Consider the following 17,026-nt stretch of genomic DNA (forward strand, 5'->3'; position numbering starts at 1 on the left):
TTCTCCCCATCTCGGGTCGACCGCAGTGGCACCGGTCGACCCGAGATGGTAGGGCTCAACGGGTCACGCCTTCGCTTTACGTCCTCGGGTCGCCTTCGGTGGGCGCCACGAGGTCAACGCCTCGTCGGTCAGGTGCAGCCGGTTGGTGGTCTCGTCGAGGAAGCCGGCGTAGATGTCAGCCGGCGACGCGCTCCACGCCACGTCGAACTCGCTGTGCCACTGCTTCACCCACGGCAGCACCTCACGCAGACCGGCGACCAGCGGCAGCAGCCGGTCGGTCTCCCAGCCGTCCTCCTGCTCACGGGCCACGATCAGCGTGGCGAGCGCCTGCGCCTGCTCCCGGTGGTCCCACCCGGCCCAGCCGAGCAGCAGCGTCGGATCACCGTCGCGGCTCGCCCCCGGGTACGAGATGAACCGCTCCTTTGGAACATCCAGCTTCCCCCGATGCCGCCAGTAGCTGTTCTTGACGAAGTCGGCCGACGTGTACTTCGGCGGCACCGGGATCCGCTCCCGCACCCGCTTTTTCGCCGGCTCGTCCGGCTGGGCGTCCTCCTCGCGCTGCAGCTGCCACACCTGCTCCCAGTCGGCCCTCTTCACCAGACCGGACGGCTTGTAGCGCAGCGCCGCCAGGTGCGGCACGTGCTCGTCGGCGACCAGGTCGACGATCACCTTGCCGAGATCCTGGCCGGGCGCGTACAGCTGGGCGACCGCCAACACATCGGCGTCGCGGCGCAACTCGTCGGCCAACTCGGCGGCGGTCAAGGGACGCGGCTGCTCCATCCCGTCGACGGTGTGGAACCACAACTCGCGCGCCTCGCACCGGTCGAGCAACCAGTCCCGCAACGCGGCCTGCTCCATCTTGTCCCAGCCGTCGGTGGACCAACGCCGCTTACACTCTGGCCGCTCGATCAGCCCGATGTTGCGGTTGCTCTCGATCACATCGATCCGCCGCTGCACCACCGCCCGGTACTCCTGCGGCCAGTGCGCCGGGATCTCGGTGATCGGCGTCGACCCGTGCCGGTCGAACCAGACCGTTTCCGCCTCGCCGGCCGCGACCTTGCGGGCCAGCACGATCTCGAACGCCCGCTCCCCCAACCGCAGCTCCGGCACCGATCCGGCCGGCGCGGTGAACTCCTCGTCGAGCAGGCCGTAGAGCTGATACACCTGCCAGTCCAGCTCCTCCTGCAACGCGATCATCTGGGCCCGCGTCGAATGCCACTCGTCGCGCGCCGCCGCCAACCGGTCCCGGGTAGGCACACTCTCGGCGGCGACCGCCGCCGGACTCACCGCCGCGAGCCGCTGCGCCAGCGCGTCGATCTGCTGAGCCACCCCCAACGGGTACGCCGCCGGCAACGGAAACTCCTGCAGCTTCGTCCCCGTGAACTCGTAGAAGTGCTCCCACTCATATCGGGCTGTCGACCGCTCGCCACCCCGGTTCCCCTTGTCCTGGCTGACCTGCTTGAGCCAGAAGCACGCCGTCGAGCTGTTGAGTACGCCGAGCAACCGCAGGTGATCCTCCTCCGAAGCCCTCTCCCCCAACTTAATCACCGGCGCATGGCGATTGAAGACCTTACTCCCGCGCTCAAGAACGAAGTGGTTATGTGTCGCGACTACCGCAAAGGAAATCTTAGACTGCGCCGACCACCTAGTCGGATGGAAGTCGGAGTATTCGAACCACTCAAGCCCTCTTTCCTCCTGAGTCCCAGATAGCGCTTGGCGAGTCCTCAACTGCGCACGACAGGTCCACAACAGCCGTTGCGCCGATACCCCTATCCCCGCACGGCTACCGTCGCCACAGTATGGAAACAACAAGCTCTCCGCTTCCACTACCAGATAGTCTCGCAGGGAGGTGCCTGTAACGAATGGATAAACAGCGGTATCCAGTGCAATCCGAGCGCCTAGTGATCGACCGACGACGTAAGCATCATCCGCTCTTGTAACTGCCATGAATCCGATCGCATCAACGACCGACGCGAGCTTCGGCGTTGCTTGATCGATCACCTGCAACAGGTTCGCCGCACCACCGCCACTTAGACCGCATCTCATTTGGGGTTGCTGTAGCGCGGGGTGATTCGTTGGGTCGGTATGGGTGATGTGGACCCTGATTCTTCGTGGGTCTGACGCCGTTCGATGACCAGCGAGTCTGCATCGTTGGCGGTGGATGTATCGGCTCCGTTGGGTGTGGTTGTGGGCCGGCTGTCGCGCCGGTGGCGTGGTCTCCTGGGGTTCCTCCTGGTCGTCGGGGCGGTGGTGTGGGTGGTCAGGTGGCGGGCATGGGCATCCGGCGGATGATCTCGATGGCGGTGGCCAGGTCGGTGGCCCAGGGCCAGGTGTGGGGTAGGCGTAGCCACCGGTAGCGGCGGGCGCGGACCAGGCGTGCGGGGGTCTGGAAGATCCGGTAACGCAGTGTCTTGGGCTCGGCCTTGGCCAGGGCGCCGGTCAGCGCGTAGAGGCGCATCCACGCGGTGAGGTCCACGGCAATGGTGACGGCGGCGCACCAGGCCTTGTTGACCTGCCATTGTTTGGACGGCAGATGCCCGAGGCCGGTGTCCTTGGTGGTGCGTACGTCGTCTTCGACGCGGGCGTGTACGCGGTGACGGGCGTCGGCGCGTTGCACGGACAGGCCGTCCGGGCCGTGGGCGCCGGTGTTGGTGACGAACGCCGAGTACCGGTAGCCGCAGGTGTCGAACAGGGTGGCCTGTTCGTGGTCGAACAGCTTGCGCCGGCGCACGATGACCCGCATCGTCTTCGGCCACTTCAGGCCGGTCAGCCGCTCGCGGAGCAGGTCGGTGATCTCGGTGACCTGAAGGCCGTCGATGACCTCGCCGGTGGTGTTGGACAGGCACGGGACCCACCAGTCGTCGGGTCGGCGGTTGCATGCCGCCCGGACGTGTTCGTCGACGTCGAACCCGATCGAGTACGCCACTCGACGCCCACCGGTCTGGTCGAGGCTGTGCAGCCAGTCGATGAGCGTGTGTGAGGCGCCGGCACCGTCGGAGGTGATCAGCAGGTCGTCGCGTCGGTCGGCGGGTATCTGCGCGATGGCCTGGCGCAGGACCTCGATCAGATCGGCGGCGGTGTTCGCCCCGGCGTTGCCGGGGCGGGGCATCAGGGCGGCCAGTTCACCGGTGTTGTCGATCCACACGCCGAGGCTGTGGAACCCGAACGTCTTCTTGAACGTCGCCTCGGCGTGTTCCTTGCGGGAATGGGCCACGGTGATGGTGCCGTCCACCCGCAGCACGATCGTCTCGCCCATGCTCAGGCCACCGGCGTAGGTCGCCTCCGGCACGCCGGCCGGTAGCAGGCTCCACAGATGCGCGCGCGACTTCGCCCGCGCGGCGTCGATGCGGTGCAGACCGCTGTCGCTGATCTCACCCAGCGCGCGCAGGGCGGTGGTGTCCGAGGCCACCGGCCCGAACAACGCGGCCTGGGCCCGTAGCGCCTCGATGTCGTACACGTCTGTCCCGCCAGCGGCGATCGAACACGCGATGTCAGTCAGGACCCGGCCCCGGTCATGGACCGGATCGAATCCCGGCCTGGCTAGCACGGTGGAGATGCCCGCCGTCAGGCCGGTGCGGTCGGCGAGCATGCGTAGGCCCGCCACCCCGACCATCGCCACCACCCCGTCACCGTCGGCGGTGACACGCAGGTCCTTCGACCATCCGGTAAGCTCACGCACGTCGGAAGTGCCTCCTCGCTAGAGATCCTGGTAGATGTCGCAATCACCATTTTCCCTTGCCTGGCAGGCACTTCCGCGTTTCCGGGCCTCACGAAACCGTTACAAGATCACGACCCCGTGAATATCCAGGGTGGAGAAGTACTGCCCGGACTCGTTGTGGCACCTCGCGCAGCCGTTGCTGCCCGAGCATCCGAAACGCCATCAGGGCGGCGGCCGGCGACGCATCGACGACCGGACCACGCTGGCGGCGATCCTGTACGTCCTGGACTCCGGCTGCGCCTGGGACGAACTACCGGAGTCGTTCCCGATCTCGTCGAAGACCGCGCACCGTCGGTTCACCGAGTGGGTCGCTCAGGGAGTCATGGCCGCGTTCCACCAGGCGACCCTCGACGTACTCGGCGCCGCCGGCCGCGTGGACTGGTCACGGGCCAGCATCGACGCCATGCACGTACGGGCGGTAAAAGGGGGGACCTGACCGGACCCAGCCCGGTGGACCGAGGCAAGCCAGGCTCCAAGATCCACGCGGTCAGCGACCGCAACGGGATCCCGCTGCACGCCGACATCTCCGCCGCGAACGTCAACGACCAACAGTTCCTCGAGGAGATGGTCGACGCCATCACACCGGTGCGTCAGCCGGTCGGCCGGCCTCGCCGACGGCCCGTGAAGCTGCACGCGGACAAGGGCTACGACGTAAACATTCACCTCTTGTGAGGGCGCGGGGTCAGCCCTGGAGGATGTGGGCGGTCTGCGGCATCCAGGGGTTCCCTGTGACGGCGTCGCGGAGTGCGGTCATGGCGTTGACGCCGTGTTTGACCGCAGTGGATAGGTAGCTGCGGATGGTCAGCCGGTCGCGGGTGGCTTTCTCGCTGGTGAGCCGGCCGGAGATCTTCTGCTGGGTCTTGTTCGGCCGTAGGTCACGCTCGGCGAGGTTGTTCGTCGGCGGAATGGTGGTGTCGTAGCAGAACCGCAGGACGTCGTCGTGGCGGTGGTGGAGATCCTCGAGTAGGTTGCGGCCGGGCGGCTGCCTGTCGCGGGGGCCGCCGACGCGGGGGACGTCCTTACGGCCGACGATCACGCCGTCGCGGAACTCGCGGACCAGCGGGTCACGCACGGCGGGGTCGATCTCGGCCCGGCCGGCGGCGCGGGCGAGGTTCGCGGCGTGGATCAGGCCGCGTAGCGCCCGCTGGCACTGGACCGGCCAGACGTGGTCGGGGTAGGTCTCGGCCGCGTCTTCGAGATCGCGGAGCAGATGTGCGCAGCACAGTTGGTGCCGCACCCCGTCGGCGAAGTTGCCGGCCTGGTCGTAGACGGTGTACCGGTCGTGCACGGCGACCCCGGTGAACGCCGGCCCGATCCCGATGGTGCGGAACTGTTCGCCGCTGCGACGCTCAGCCAGCGCGTACAGGGTGTACCGGCCGGTCGACGCGAGCCTGTCCGAATTTCTGTGTAACGCCCTATCCTGTCCAACTATCGGGCATCGATGGGGATACGGTTCGGGAAGAACAGGTCCAACGCGTTGAGGGCCTGTTTCCAGCCGTGCACGCCGGCGCCTTCGACCAGCCGTGGCGGCGCGGTGCGGGAGTTCGCGGGTCTACCGGCCTCGGCGGCGCGTTGCCGGGCGCGTTTGTCCTCGATGTCGGCGATCGCGAGCCAGATCAGCTTGATCACGGCGTCGTCGGTGGGGAAATGCCCACGGTTCTTGATGGTAAACATTCACGTCTTGCTGGCGGGTTTGCTGTTGGGTAGCGTGACTCGCCGGGCCGAGCTGGGGGTGGTTGCCGTCTCGGACCGATCGTGATCTTGTGCCCGGGTGGTTGATCCGGAGGCGCTGTCGCGGGACGAGCTGATCGCGGTGGTCCGTGATCAGGCCGCTCAGTTGGCGGATCAGACGGCCGAGGTGGAACGGCTACGTGCGGAGTTGGAGCAGATCAAGCGGTTGATCTCGCGGAACAGCCGAAACTCCTCGATGCCGCCCTCGACCGATGATCTGCCTGGCCGGTCGGGTAGGAGCAAGCCCGCCGGCGGTGGGCGCTCGGGCGGGAAGAAGCCGGGGCGAGGTAGACAGCCCGGTGCGCCGGGATCGTATCTGCCCTGGTTGGACGAGGCCGACGTCCGGGTGGTTGACCAGCGTCCGTGCGGGCCGTGCGAGTGCGGGACGGACCTGGCGGGGGCTGTCGACGAGGGGGTGGTGTCGGCCAGTCAGGTCACCGACGTGCCGCTGGTCACCGCGTCGACGGTGGAGTACCGGCAGTACCGGGTCCGGTGCGGCTGCGGCCGGAAGCACGTCGCCGCCCCGCCGAAGCAGGCGGGGGTGGGTAACACCCGGGTGTACGGGGCGAACCTGCGCGCTCTCGCCGTGTACCTGCTGATCGTGCAGCACGTGCCGGTCGAGCGGTGCGTGCGGCTGATCGCCGATCTGGCCGGCACCCGCGTGTCGGCCGGGTTCGTCCACAAGGTCCTCGCCGCCGTCGCGGCGGCGGTGACCGACATCGTCACGATGATCAAGGCGTTGATCACCCTGGCCGAGGTGGTCCATTTCGACGAGACCACGATCCGAGCGGGTGCCGCGGGCCGCAACGGGTACGTATGGTCCGCGTCGACCGGCCGGTACACCCTGTACGCGCTGGCTGAGCGTCGCAGCGGCGAACAGTTCCGCACCATCGGGATCGGGCCGGCGTTCACCGGGGTCGCCGTGCACGACCGGTACACCGTCTACGACCAGGCCGGCAACTTCGCCGACGGGGTGCGGCACCAACTGTGCTGCGCACATCTGCTCCGCGATCTCGAAGACGCGGCCGAGACCTACCCCGACCACGTCTGGCCGGTCCAGTGCCAGCGGGCGCTACGCGGCCTGATCCACGCCGCGAACCTCGCCCGCGCCGCCGGACAGGCCGAGATCGACCCCGCCGTGCGTGACCCGCTGGTCCGCGAGTTCCGCGACGGCGTGATCGTCGGCCGTAAGGACGTCCCCCGCGTCGGCGGCCCCCGCGACAGGCAGCCGCCCGGCCGCAACCTACTCGAGGATCTCCACCACCGCCACGACGACGTCCTGCGGTTCTGCTACGACACCACCATTCCGCCGACGAACAACCTCGCCGAGCGTGACCTACGGCCGAACAAGACCCAGCAGAAGATCTCCGGCCGGCTCACCAGCGAGAAAGCCACCCGCGACCGGCTGACCATCCGCAGCTACCTATCCACTGCGGTCAAACACGGCGTCAACGCCATGACCGCACTCCGCGACGCCGTCACAGGGAACCCCTGGATGCCGCAGACCGCCCACATCCTCCAGGGCTGACCCCGCGCCCTCACAAGAGGTGAATGTTTACTCTTGATGATCTTCCGGATCTGGTAGTTGAAACTCTCGATCGCGTTGGTGGTGTAGATGATCCGGCGGACCTCGGGCGGGAACGCCAGGAACGGAGTGAACCGATCCCACGCCCGTTCCCAGACCGCGACCGCGGCCGGGTACCGCCTACCGAGCGGGCTGTCGGCGAAACCGAGCATCGCGGTCTCGGCCGCCTCCACCGTCGGAGCGGTGTAGATGTCCTTCAACGCGGCGGCCATCACCCTACGGTCCTTGTAGGACACGAACTTCGTCGCCGCCCGGATCAGATGCACCACACACGTCTGCACGGTGGTGTGCGGCCACACCGCCTCGATCGCCTCGGGCAGACCGGTCAACCCGTCACAGCAGGCGATCAGCACATCACGCACCCCACGGTTACGCAGCTCGGTGCAGACCTGCATCCAGAACTTCGCCCCCTCGGTCTGCTGCACCCAGATACCGAGGACGTGCTTGACCCCGTCGGTGTTGACCCCCACGACGAGGTAACAGGCCTTGTTACTTCACCATCAACGCGTCGACGTAGACGATCGGGTACACCTCGTCCAACGGCCGGTGCTGCCACGCCTTCACCTCCTCCAGAACTTCGTCGGTGATGGTGGAGACCGTGTCGGGTGACACCTCGGTGCCGTAGACCCGCTGCAGGTGGTGACAGATGTCGCGGACCGGAGCCGGTCAAGTCAAGTGAGACAGATTCTTGATCTTTCTTAGCTTTGTGTTGCTGGGTGTGTGTTCGTGGGCGGGGTGGTGCTCTGGTCGGGGGCGGTGTTGTCGGGTTTGTTGATCCATGCCCGGTCCGGTAGGCGGGGCGGCTGGGGCCGTCGGCGGCCGAACCGGTGTGGGTGGGCCGCGCGGGCGGCGTCGAGGGTGTGTTGCCGTTGCTGACGGATCTGTCCGGCGGTGCCGTGGTGCACCGAGGCGGGGGTGTGCAGCCCGATCCCGGAGTGCCGGTGCTCGTGGTTGTAGTAGGTGTAGAAGGCCTCGCAGTGCTGCCGGGCGTGCTGGATCGACCCGAACCGGTCGGGAAACGTCGGGTCGTACTTCAAGGTCTTGAAGCTCGCCTCGATGTACGGGTTGTCGTTGGATGTCTTGGGTCGGCTGTGACTACGGCCGATCTTCAGGTCGGTGAGGAGCTGGGTGATGGTCTTGCAGGTCATCGCCGCGCCCCGGTCGGCGTGCACGGTCAGCTGGTCGGGGTCGACGCGTTCGCGGGCGGCGGCGTCGGCGATCAGCGCTTCGGCCAGTTGGCCGTCCTCGTGCGCGGCGACCAGGTGACCGACGACGTAGCGGGACCAGATGTCGATCACGGTGTACAGGTGGTACCAGACGCCTTTGACGGGTCCGCGTAGCTTCGTGATGTCCCAGCTCCATATCTGGTTCGCCGCGTCGGCGACGAGTTCCGGCTTGGTGCGGGCCGGGTGCGTCGCCTGGTTACGGCGTTCGCCGTTCTGTCCGGCGGCACGCAGAATTCGGTACATGGTGGACTCAGAGCACCACCAGCGGCCCTCGTCGAGTTCACGTGCCCATACCTGTGCGGGTGCCAGGTCCTGGTAGGGCTGGCTGTTGAGCAGGTCGAGGACCTGTTGTCGTTCGGCCTGGGTCAGTGCGGACGGTGGTGGTCTGCGGGGTGTCCGGGGCTTCGGCGGTGTCGGGTTGCGGTGGCGGTAGATGGTGGCTCGGGACAGGCCGGTCAGTCGGCACGCCGCGGCGGTGCCCCACAGTGGTGTCAGCGCGGTGTGCGCCTCGTCGAGGACGGCGGGGGTGTCGCGGTGTCCGCGCTCTCGGAGAGCAGTTCCAAGAGCGCGTGTGCTTTTCCCATGATGTCCAGTGCTGTGCGTGTCTTGGTCAGCTCGTTCTCGAGGCGGGCGTTCTGTCGACGTAGCCGGGCGAGTTCGGCTGACTCGGTGTTCTTCCGGGTCCGTTCGGCGGACTGGCGTCGGTCGGTCAGGCCTGCCGCTGCGCCCGCATCACGGGCCTTTCGCCAGTCGAGGATGTGTGATCCGTACAGGCGTTCCCGGCGCAGGATCGCACCCCGGGCCGCAGCGTCGGGGGCCGCGTCGTATTCCGCGAGGATCCTGGCCTTGAACTCTGCGGTGAATGTCCGACGAACCGGCTTGGCGTCCAGATCGCCGGAACCGATGGACTTGTCTGCCATGCTGATGATCTCCCCTCAGACCCGTCCGGGGAGCGTATCCCCTGGTAGACGACCTGTCTCAACTCAGCCTGACAGAGAGGGGACCGTCATCCCACCCGCGTACAGGCTGATGATCACGTCCGACAGGCCACCGAGCCGGCGGGCGTTCTTCGGCACCAGCATCGGGGTGAACGTGCCCGCCCGGTCCCGGGGCACCTTCACATCGACCGGGCCGATCTCGGTCTGCACCGTCTTCGCGGTCGACCCGTTACGCGAGTTACCCGAGCCGTTACCCGACGCGTCACGACGGGCGTAGCCCAGATGCTCGGTCAACTCGGCCCGCAGCCCCCGTTCCAGAACGGCGCGCACCAGCTCGGACAGGAACCCGCCCGGCCCGGTCAGCCGCAACCCGTCACCCTTGACCTGGGCCAGCAACGCGTCCAGGGCCTGCTTGTCGATCAGATCCGCCACCGCCCGGCGGGCCGATTCACGCGCCGCCGCCTCGTCCGGCACCGCCGCCAGAGGCAGCCGGGGACCGTCAGCGGCGATCCGCCGCGTCAACGCCGCGACCTCCGCGTCGGCATCGACGCCGGAGTCGTACTGCTCCACCGTTGAAAGTGTCATCGAAACTGGTCCTCACTGTGTCGACCGGCTACCCACCGGTCATAACGGACTTCTACTGACATCCGTTACACAGATCTCCCTACAGGCCCGTCGACGCGGACCATACGTACCCGTTGCGGCCCGCGGCACCCGCCCGGATCGTGGTCTCGTCGAAATGGACCACCTCGGCCAGGGTGATCAACGCCTTGATCATCGTGACGATGTCGGTCACCGCCGCCGCGACGGCGGCGAGGACCTTGTGGACGAACCCGGCCGACACGCGGGTGCCGGCCAGATCGGCGATCAGCCGCACGCACCGCTCGACCGGCACGTGCTGCACGATCAGCAGGTACACGGCGAGAGCGCGCAGGTTCGCCCCGTACACCCGGGTGTTACCCACCCCCGCCTGCTTCGGCGGGGCGGCGACGTGCTTCCGGCCGCAGCCGCACCGGACCCGGTACTGCCGGTACTCCACCGTCGACGCGGTGACCAGCGGCACGTCGGTGACCTGACTGGCCGACACCACCCCCTCGTCGACAGCCCCCGCCAGGTCCGTCCCGCACTCGCACGGCCCGCACGGACGCTGGTCAACCACCCGGACGTCGGCCTCGTCCAACCAGGGCAGATACGATCCCGGCGCACCGGGCTGTCTACCTCGCCCCGGCTTCTTCCCGCCCGAGCGCCCACCGCCGGCGGGCTTGCTCCTACCCGACCGGCCAGGCAGATCATCGGTCGAGGGCGGCATCGAGGAGTTTCGGCTGTTCCGCGAGATCAACCGCTTGATCTGCTCCAACTCCGCACGTAGCCGTTCCACCTCGGCCGTCTGATCCGCCAACTGAGCGGCCTGATCACGGACCACCGCGATCAGCTCGTCCCGCGACAGCGCCTCCGGATCAACCACCCGGGCACAAGATCACGATCGGTCCGAGACGGCAACCACCCCCAGCTCGGCCCGGCGAGTCACGCTACCCAACAGCGAACCCGCCAGCAAGACGTGAATGTTTACGCTACGACTACCGCCACTGCCGGGACACCCTCGCCCGACGGGGCATCAGGGCACGCATCGCCCGCAAGGGCATCGAGTCCTCGAGACGGCTCGGCCGCCACCGCTACGTTGTCGAACGCTGTCTGGAGTGGATCACCCGGTTCCGGCGCCTGGCCCGCCGCTACGAACGCAAGGCTTCCCACTTCCTCGGATTCGTACAGCTCGCCTGCGCTGTCATCTGCTACCGCCGAGCAGCCCGTCTCAACCTGTTGACCAGCGACAACCCCAAATGAGATGCGGTCTTAGGCTCCACGGATAACGATGAAGGCGCGTGCGAGGTAGGTCCGCAGAACTCACCCAGGGGGACTCGGAGCCGGGGCGGCCGATCTGGTCGACGATGGCTCGCCAGACGTGGCCCTGGCTCGGGTTCTCCGGGGCGCTGGGCTCGCCGCGGATGCCCATGACGGTCCGGATGGTGCCGGGGCGGCTGCGGTTGGTGTTGCGGCCGACCAGGATCACCGTCGGCGTACCGTGACCGGGGATGTAGGCACCAGAGGTGTCGATGACATGGGTCAGATTGACGTCGAGCGCGAAGAGTTTCTCGATCAGCTTCTTGCCGAACTCCCGCTTCATGAACGAGTTCGCAGTGATCTGCCCGACGAAACCCGCACTCTTGCCGTCGCCGCCGCCCGACTTTGCCAGGTTGAAGAAGCGCTGCGCGAACGGCACCGACAGCGCGTACTGCCCGGAGCAGGCGTCGTACATCTCCCGGTACGCCTCGTTGAGGCTCTTGTCCTTGACGGTGATGTAGGGCGGGTTGCCGACCACGACGTGGTAGCGGCCGACCTCACGGATGCCGGGGTGCTCGTCGATGTCTTCGGTGGCGTAAGCGAACTCGACCATCGGGTCCTCGCCGAACAGTGTGCCGGCCCGGTGTTTGATCAGGGCGTCGCCGACGGCGAGATGCATGGGGAAGGTGTAGCCGGCGACGTCGGCGAGGGACTTGAAGCCGCAGGCTTGGATCGCGGCGATCAGCAGCCGGAAGCGGGCGATCGACACGGCGAACGGGTTGATGTCGATGCCGTGCACGGCGTCCAGGGCGAGCCGGACCCGTTCCTGCGGGTCCCGGTTCGGGGCGTGCTCCTCCCACTGCTTCAGCAGCCGGTCGAACGCGCCGAGCACGAAGTGCCCGGAGCCGCAGGTCGGGTCGATCATCTTGACCACGTCGTGGCCGAACTCGTCGATCGCCGGGGTCAGCGTCAGGTCGAGGATGAACTCCTCGACGAAGTCCGGGGTCTGCAGCAGCGCGTACGTCTTGCGGGCTGCCTCGGACAGGTCCTGGTAGAGGTCGCCGAGGAACCGCGTACCCCAGTCGGGGTCGGTGAAGTCGTGCACCAGCGCGCCGTCCGCGCCCCGGGTCCGCCAGAACGCGACAAGTGACTTCGCCGCGTCGTGCGAGAGCGGAATCTGGTAGAGCGGGTTGTGCCGCTTGTCGAACAGTGACCGGCCGGCCTGGCTGGCGGCGATCGCGTCGAACGCGGTCAGCAGCCAGCCGCGCAGCGTCTCGTGTGGCTGGTCGCGGAAGAACTGCGCCTCGGCCTCCTCGGCGATCACCATCCGCTCCCCCGGCCCGGCCAGGTACGGATCGGTCAGCAGCGAATTGTCCTCACAGAAACGGACGAACACGCTGCCGAGCACCCAGGCCACCGCCGCCTGCGTCACCCGCTCATCGCGCCACACGGCCCAGGTCGCCGCCGTACGCCCGATCTTGAGGGCCCGGTCGTATTCGCCTTTCAGCCGGTCGCGCACCTCCTCGACCGCGTCGACCTGCCCCCGCAGGTCGTTTTCCAGCGATTTCACCTGGTTCTTCAGGTCAGCAAGTAGCAGTTTTCGGTCGATCACGGCACGACTCTAGTGCCCCCGCCACCCCACCCGGCACCACCCAGCCGGCCATCCTCCCCCAACAACCAGCCATCCCTCGACGGCACAGCACCGACTCACGCCAGATACTCCTCCAGCCGTTGGCGCTTCTCTTCCGGCATCTTCTGCAGAATCGACTTCGCGCGGTCCTCAGGTACCAGAGCAAGTAGTACTAAGGCTCGTCCGTCCGGCAACTCGGTGACGGTTTTCGCCGCCCGTTCGACGGATAGCCCAGCCACAATGTGACATACCCGCCGCGCCGGCACCTGCAGAAGCAGCATGATGAGACTGATGTTGTGAACTTCCGATAGTAGATCCGAGGCCCGCTCGAACAGCACATCAGTGGGCATCTCGGTAAGCCATTCAGCCACCACCGCCTTTTCTGATACAGCCACCACCCTGGCGGCTTGACCTACCGACATCGCGGCCAGGAGGCTGGCGGATTTCGATGATGAAATGCCGTAGAGCAGCCTCTCGACGGTCTCAGCCGACATGACCTCTATCAGCGCCAACACTTGGTGCGAGGAAAGCTCTGCCAGGAGGTTGGCCAGGCGAGGTACCGGGATCGCAGCGAAAAGGGCTGTGTTCTTGGCGGCGGTAAGCCTGGGCGACAAGTCTGAGGCGAGTGTGGCTGCTTGCTTGGCCGGGATGCTCAACAGGATCCCGGCTGTCCGCTCGGGCTCCATCTTCGACAGCAGCCGCAGCCTCGACTCCTGCGAGTGCTGTACTACCAACTCGGCGGCTGGTTCGGCGGGCATGTGACCCAGGATGGCGGCAGCCTTCGTGTCGGGGATCCTCACCAGCCGTTCGTAGGCCAACTGGTGGTCCATCCGGGCCAGGATCTGCCCAGCCGACTCCGGCGGCATCGCCTGCAGCCGGAGGCGGGCTACCTCCGGATCCATGTCGGCGACGATCACCACCGCCTCGTCCCGAGTGTCGGCACTGGCCGCCATCTCGGTGAGGACCTGCGCCGCCGCCGCGACGTTGAGCACCGTCAGCTTGCGGGCATTGACGTGCGGCTGGCCGGAGATCACGATGTCCCGCCCAGCCTGAAACACCTGCCCCTGCCCATCCGCCGAGGCGTTCATGCTGGTGTCACCCGCTGACGACACGCCGACCCTCCCGCCCAATCATCGGTCGCTGGTGGTGACCACCATAGACACCAGCGTCACCGACGTGCCGCCTACCACAGGTGAGGCTTGACAGCCTGTTGCTTCGTCTCCGGCAGCTGCCGCACGATCTCAGCGGCCCGCTCCTCGGGTAGCCGGGCGAGCAGCACCGCGCAACGAGTCTCGGGCAGATCCGCCAGGGCGGCGGCCACCCGGTCATCCGCCAGTCCGCTCAGCAGCGCACCAGCCCGCCAGACCGGCTGAAGGAAAGCGAGCACCGTGACCAGGTAGCTGACGTCCACCTTGGACAGTAGCCCTGACCCATGACCAACAAGCGCTTCATCCGACATACAGGCGAAAATCACAGCCGTTGCCTCAGCAGATGCAGCAGCCACCACACGAGCGGCCTGTGCGAGCGGCAGGATCAACAGCCAAGTTGCAGCGTATTCCGTAGAGAACGGATGCGCAAGGAATCCTTCTAAAGTGTACTCCTCCCTCGTATAGTTAGCGGGATTCGTGATAATGATTTCACCCGCCAGCGAATCCGGAAACTCCGCCAGAATCGCAGCCGCATGCTTGGGTGCTATCTGACCCAGTAGACTCAGAGTTGTATCGCGCGGAACGTCCTCCACAAGCTTGGCGGCCACCCGGGCCGGCAGGTGGCCGAGGATGGCACCACCTTCACCGCCACCCCAGCTCGGAATCAGTAATAGCCGCTGGCGGGCCAGCCGGTGGTCCATCCGGGCCAGGATCTGCGCGGCCGACTCCGGCGGCATCGCCGCGAGGCGACTCGCCGCCACCCCCGGTTCCATGTCGGCGACGGTCAGCACCGCCTCGTCGCGGGTCTTGGCGTTGCCCGCCATCTCGGTAAGGACCTGCGCCGCTGCTTCGACGTTGAGCACCGTCAGCTTGCGGGCGTTTGCGTGCGGCTGACCGGAGATCACGATGTCTCGCCCAGCCTGAAACACCCGCCCCTGCCCATCCGCCGAGGCGTTCATGCCGGTGTCACCTGCTGACGGCACGTCTACACTCCTGGACAATCGTCGGTCGCTGGTGGTGACCACCATAGACACCAGCGTCACCAAGACCTGAACGGCAGCCCTGGCCGACAGACGGCGCGTGCACTTGACGGCGAGTCACGCGGCTCACGGCTCGCGGGTGGTCGGCCAGCGGCGGACGACCTTGTCGGCGTAGACGACGTAGAAGCCCGCTGGCCCGTTCGTCGCGTACCGCCAGATCTTTGCTTGGTGCCGCAACAGCCGGTCGGCGCACTCGTCGACGTGGAGGTTGCCGCTGCTCAAGCAGTGGATCGTCCCGCCGCTCTCCCGGACCCACTCCAGCACCGGGGCCTGGGTGCGAATTCGCCGATCCTGGGTGAGCAGCGACCAGCCACGACTCAGGCCCAGCCTGACCCACTCGGGATCCGAGACGTCCTGACCGTCGTTCGGGTAGACGTCCCGAGAGCAGGTGCACCCGCCAGCCGGCCTCGGTCAGGGCACGCGGGACGCGTTTGCCGACACAGCGGTCGACAAAGAACTCAGGCAGCGACTCCGACGACCGCTTCGACCTCGGCAACGGTCAGGCCGTACTCGTCGGCGACAACATCGACTGACTCACCCGCACGCCACATCCCCACGACCGCATCCACTGGGACCTTACTGCGTGCGATGACAGGAGCGCCCCAGCTGTACTGCGGGTCGATCACCACTTCGGCTTCGGCTGGATAACCGCTGAGCCGCAGCCGGGCCGGGTACTCGTCGGACGGCTCCCACACGATGTACTCCAGGTAGTCAGCGATCACCTCCCGGATCGGCATCTGCTGATCCCCCATCCGGGCCATCTCGTCGCTGTCGAGATAGTGCACGAAGACGTCGATCCCGTCCGTGGCGATCCGTCGGTCGGCAAGCCCGTACGGGTTGCCGAACTCGTTGCGGACCTGCTCCGCCACATCCCGGATCTTGTCCTTGCGCAGCCCTATCTCCCGCAGCGAACGCAGCACGTACGCCTCGACGACAGCGACGAACGGCACCGACGGCCAGCCGCGCTTGACCGGTGGGACGCTGTGCACCAGCGGTGCACCGGCGGCCCGCTCGGCGAGCCACGAGTACATCGTGCTGCGCGGGATCCTGAGGTAGCGGGCGGTGTCGACCGGGGTGAGGAGCGCGTCATGCAGCTTGTCGATCACCGCTCCCCTTCCGTCCGCCAACACGCTCACAGCATCGCATCTGGCACACAGGTCTACCGGCCAACCCCGGCCGCTCGCTACCCCGTGTCCCGTCACAGGTGCCCTGAGTCGCCTTCCGGACAGCTGGACGTCGGCGGTCCGTCAGATCGGATGCGGGTGATCGGAGAGGGTGTCGGCGTGGCGAGTCGACCAGGCGAAGTGGATCAACGGTGGTTCCGCGGTAGTGGATCACGGGTGGTCCCTGGTCGACCCCTCGCGCTCGGTCACGCCGGACGCCGGGTCACAATGATCTGCGACGGGCCGGACACAGGAAGTGATCATGTGGCGTAGTGAGACAGGGTCGGGCACCCCACCGCAGGCACCGGTCGACCCGCCGTCGCTGCCGAACGCGTTCACTGTCATCGTGCCCGTGATGATCACGGCGGGCACGATCATCGGCTTCGCCGCTGGAGGCGTCGATGGTATGGCTGTCGGTGCTCCGGTCGGCGGGGGCATCGGCCCCTTCGTGGCCTGGGGGTGGTACGCGGCGCAACAGAGGCGCATCCGGCAAGGCCGGGTGGCCGTACCGCTGCCGTGGTCCCTGCTGCTCCTGGTGCTGGTGCTGCCCGTCGCACTGGTGGTGTGGCTGCCCTCGGCGAGTGGCCAGCCCCGCCCCGAGGACGAGAAGTCACCGACGCCCATCTGGTCTCCCACGCCGTCGCCGACCCCGACGCCCACCGGGTCACCCGCACCGACACCGACGCCCACCCCGACGCAGTCGCCGACCCCGTCACCCAGCCCCACCGAGGATCCGGTGCTCGGCTGGCCGACCGACGCCAACGACGGGCCGCAGAGGCTGTACCTCTACTTCGGCTCGGAGTTCTTCTTCCCCGACTGGGTCTCCTGTCACAACAATGACTGCCTGGTCGGCGAAGGCACCAAGGTGCACGTCTACACGCTCGACCCGTTGGGCCGCGACCGGACGTTCCGGGGCGACGTCGCCGACCCGGTTACCACCCTGCTCAGTGCGGGCTTCACCCCGGCGCAGGCGTACGCGCTGCTGAAAGTCGACTACTGACGCGGACC

The 17,026-nt window shown here is 67.2% G+C and carries 15 protein-coding genes and 4 pseudogenes; 5 read left to right on the plus strand and 14 right to left on the minus strand.

Going from position 1 to position 17,026, the window contains the following annotated elements:
* Window positions 1-63: 63 nt before the first annotated feature.
* Both pglX (O7553_RS13055) and O7553_RS13060 read right to left on the minus strand, forming a co-directional pair.
* Window positions 64-2,046, minus strand: a complete 1,983-nt coding sequence (gene pglX / locus O7553_RS13055; RefSeq protein ID WP_281555064.1) for a BREX-2 system adenine-specific DNA-methyltransferase PglX — start codon at window positions 2,044-2,046, stop codon at window positions 64-66.
* A 214-nt stretch (window positions 2,047-2,260) separates the two neighbouring features.
* The gene (locus tag O7553_RS13060; RefSeq protein ID WP_281551068.1) at window positions 2,261-3,679 is read right to left on the minus strand and encodes an IS1380 family transposase; all 1,419 of its coding nucleotides are present in this window, start codon (window positions 3,677-3,679) and stop codon (window positions 2,261-2,263) included.
* 130 nt (window positions 3,680-3,809) lie between these two features.
* Here O7553_RS13060 and O7553_RS13065 point away from each other — a divergent pair, with 130 nt between their 5' ends.
* Together O7553_RS13065 and O7553_RS13070 are read left to right on the plus strand one after the other, a co-directional pair.
* Window positions 3,810-4,154, plus strand: a complete 345-nt coding sequence (locus O7553_RS13065) for a transposase (RefSeq protein WP_281555065.1) — start codon at window positions 3,810-3,812, stop codon at window positions 4,152-4,154.
* Between the two features lie 14 nt (window positions 4,155-4,168).
* Window positions 4,169-4,390 (plus strand): transposase, encoded by a 222-nt coding sequence (locus tag O7553_RS13070; protein WP_281555066.1) that lies wholly within the window; start codon window positions 4,169-4,171, stop codon window positions 4,388-4,390.
* 10 nt (window positions 4,391-4,400) lie between these two features.
* Here O7553_RS13070 and O7553_RS13075 read toward each other — a convergent pair whose 3' ends face one another.
* Together O7553_RS13075 and O7553_RS13080 are read right to left on the minus strand one after the other, a co-directional pair.
* Window positions 4,401-5,213, minus strand: coding sequence for a transposase (locus O7553_RS13075; protein WP_348651205.1), 813 nt, complete (start codon window positions 5,211-5,213; stop codon window positions 4,401-4,403).
* A pseudogene (locus O7553_RS13080) lies at window positions 5,147-5,383 on the minus strand (IS256 family transposase); the annotation flags it as partial. The gene O7553_RS13075 and the pseudogene O7553_RS13080, both read right to left, overlap by 67 nt.
* A 106-nt stretch (window positions 5,384-5,489) precedes the next feature.
* Here O7553_RS13080 and O7553_RS13085 point away from each other — a divergent pair.
* Window positions 5,490-6,977, plus strand: coding sequence for an IS66 family transposase (locus O7553_RS13085; protein WP_281551243.1), 1,488 nt, complete (start codon window positions 5,490-5,492; stop codon window positions 6,975-6,977).
* Window positions 6,978-7,003: 26 nt separating this feature from the next.
* On the opposite strand, the pseudogene O7553_RS13090 reads toward O7553_RS13085, so the two are convergent.
* The 5 genes and pseudogenes from O7553_RS13090 to O7553_RS13110 all read right to left on the minus strand — a co-directional run.
* Window positions 7,004-7,691: pseudogene (locus O7553_RS13090) on the minus strand (IS256 family transposase); the annotation flags it as partial.
* 41 nt (window positions 7,692-7,732) lie between these two features.
* Entirely contained in the window at window positions 7,733-8,755 is a 1,023-nt protein-coding gene (locus tag O7553_RS13095; protein WP_348650117.1) for an IS3 family transposase, read from the minus strand.
* Window positions 8,752-9,180 carry a hypothetical protein gene (locus O7553_RS13100; protein WP_281553169.1) on the minus strand — a complete coding sequence of 143 codons (429 nt, stop codon included), beginning with the start codon at window positions 9,178-9,180 and terminating at the stop codon, window positions 8,752-8,754. Before O7553_RS13100 ends, O7553_RS13095 begins: the two co-directional genes overlap by 4 nt.
* Window positions 9,181-9,261: 81 nt before the next feature.
* Window positions 9,262-9,630 (minus strand): annotated as a pseudogene (locus O7553_RS13105) (transposase); the annotation flags it as partial.
* 232 nt (window positions 9,631-9,862) lie between these two features.
* Window positions 9,863-10,663 (minus strand): transposase, encoded by an 801-nt coding sequence (locus tag O7553_RS13110; RefSeq protein ID WP_281555067.1) that lies wholly within the window; start codon window positions 10,661-10,663, stop codon window positions 9,863-9,865.
* A 107-nt stretch (window positions 10,664-10,770) separates the two neighbouring features.
* Between O7553_RS13110 and O7553_RS13115 the strand changes: the two are divergent.
* Window positions 10,771-11,040 (plus strand): annotated as a pseudogene (locus tag O7553_RS13115) (transposase); the annotation flags it as partial.
* On the opposite strand, the gene pglX (O7553_RS13120) reads toward O7553_RS13115, so the two are convergent.
* The 5 genes from pglX (O7553_RS13120) to O7553_RS13140 all read right to left on the minus strand — a co-directional run bounded on the left by pglX (O7553_RS13120) (window position 11,009) and on the right by O7553_RS13140 (window position 15,961).
* Window positions 11,009-12,649, minus strand: coding sequence for a BREX-2 system adenine-specific DNA-methyltransferase PglX (gene pglX / locus O7553_RS13120; protein ID WP_281555068.1), 1,641 nt, complete (start codon window positions 12,647-12,649; stop codon window positions 11,009-11,011). The pseudogene O7553_RS13115 and the gene pglX (O7553_RS13120) overlap by 32 nt on opposite strands.
* A gap of 95 nt (window positions 12,650-12,744) precedes the next feature.
* A complete protein-coding gene (locus tag O7553_RS13125; protein WP_281555069.1) occupies window positions 12,745-13,755 on the minus strand; it encodes a hypothetical protein in 1,011 nt (336 codons plus the stop codon).
* A gap of 95 nt (window positions 13,756-13,850) precedes the next feature.
* Window positions 13,851-14,843: a hypothetical protein gene (locus O7553_RS13130; RefSeq protein ID WP_281555070.1), complete on the minus strand. Its 993-nt coding sequence runs from the start codon at window positions 14,841-14,843 to the stop codon at window positions 13,851-13,853.
* Window positions 14,844-14,921: 78 nt separating this feature from the next.
* Complete coding sequence (locus O7553_RS13135) at window positions 14,922-15,077, minus strand: hypothetical protein (RefSeq protein WP_281555071.1); 156 nt, start codon at window positions 15,075-15,077, stop codon at window positions 14,922-14,924.
* A 236-nt stretch (window positions 15,078-15,313) separates the two neighbouring features.
* Complete coding sequence (locus O7553_RS13140) at window positions 15,314-15,961, minus strand: DUF433 domain-containing protein (protein ID WP_281555072.1); 648 nt, start codon at window positions 15,959-15,961, stop codon at window positions 15,314-15,316.
* Window positions 15,962-16,280: 319 nt separating this feature from the next.
* On the opposite strand from O7553_RS13140, the gene O7553_RS13145 reads away from it, so the two are divergent.
* Window positions 16,281-17,018 (plus strand): hypothetical protein, encoded by a 738-nt coding sequence (locus O7553_RS13145; protein ID WP_281555073.1) that lies wholly within the window; start codon window positions 16,281-16,283, stop codon window positions 17,016-17,018.
* Window positions 17,019-17,026 lie beyond the last annotated feature (8 nt).

Source organism: Solwaraspora sp. WMMA2059 (assembly GCF_027497315.1).
In the GTDB taxonomy this organism is placed as follows: Bacteria; Actinomycetota; Actinomycetes; order Mycobacteriales; family Micromonosporaceae; genus Micromonospora_E.

What these genes read in the sequence shown, in the direction of transcription:
- O7553_RS13130 (WP_281555070.1), bottom strand. Translation starts at nt 14,843, where the DNA reads ATGGTGGTCACCACCAGCGACCGACGATTGTCCAGGAGTGTAGACGTG.
- O7553_RS13125 (WP_281555069.1), bottom strand. Translation starts at nt 13,755, where the DNA reads ATGAACGCCTCGGCGGATGGGCAGGGGCAGGTGTTTCAGGCTGGGCGG.
- pglX (WP_281555064.1), bottom strand. Translation starts at nt 2,046, where the DNA reads ATGAGATGCGGTCTAAGTGGCGGTGGTGCGGCGAACCTGTTGCAGGTG.
- O7553_RS13145 (WP_281555073.1), top strand. Translation starts at nt 16,281, where the DNA reads ATGTGGCGTAGTGAGACAGGGTCGGGCACCCCACCGCAGGCACCGGTC.
- O7553_RS13100 (WP_281553169.1), bottom strand. Translation starts at nt 9,180, where the DNA reads ATGGCAGACAAGTCCATCGGTTCCGGCGATCTGGACGCCAAGCCGGTT.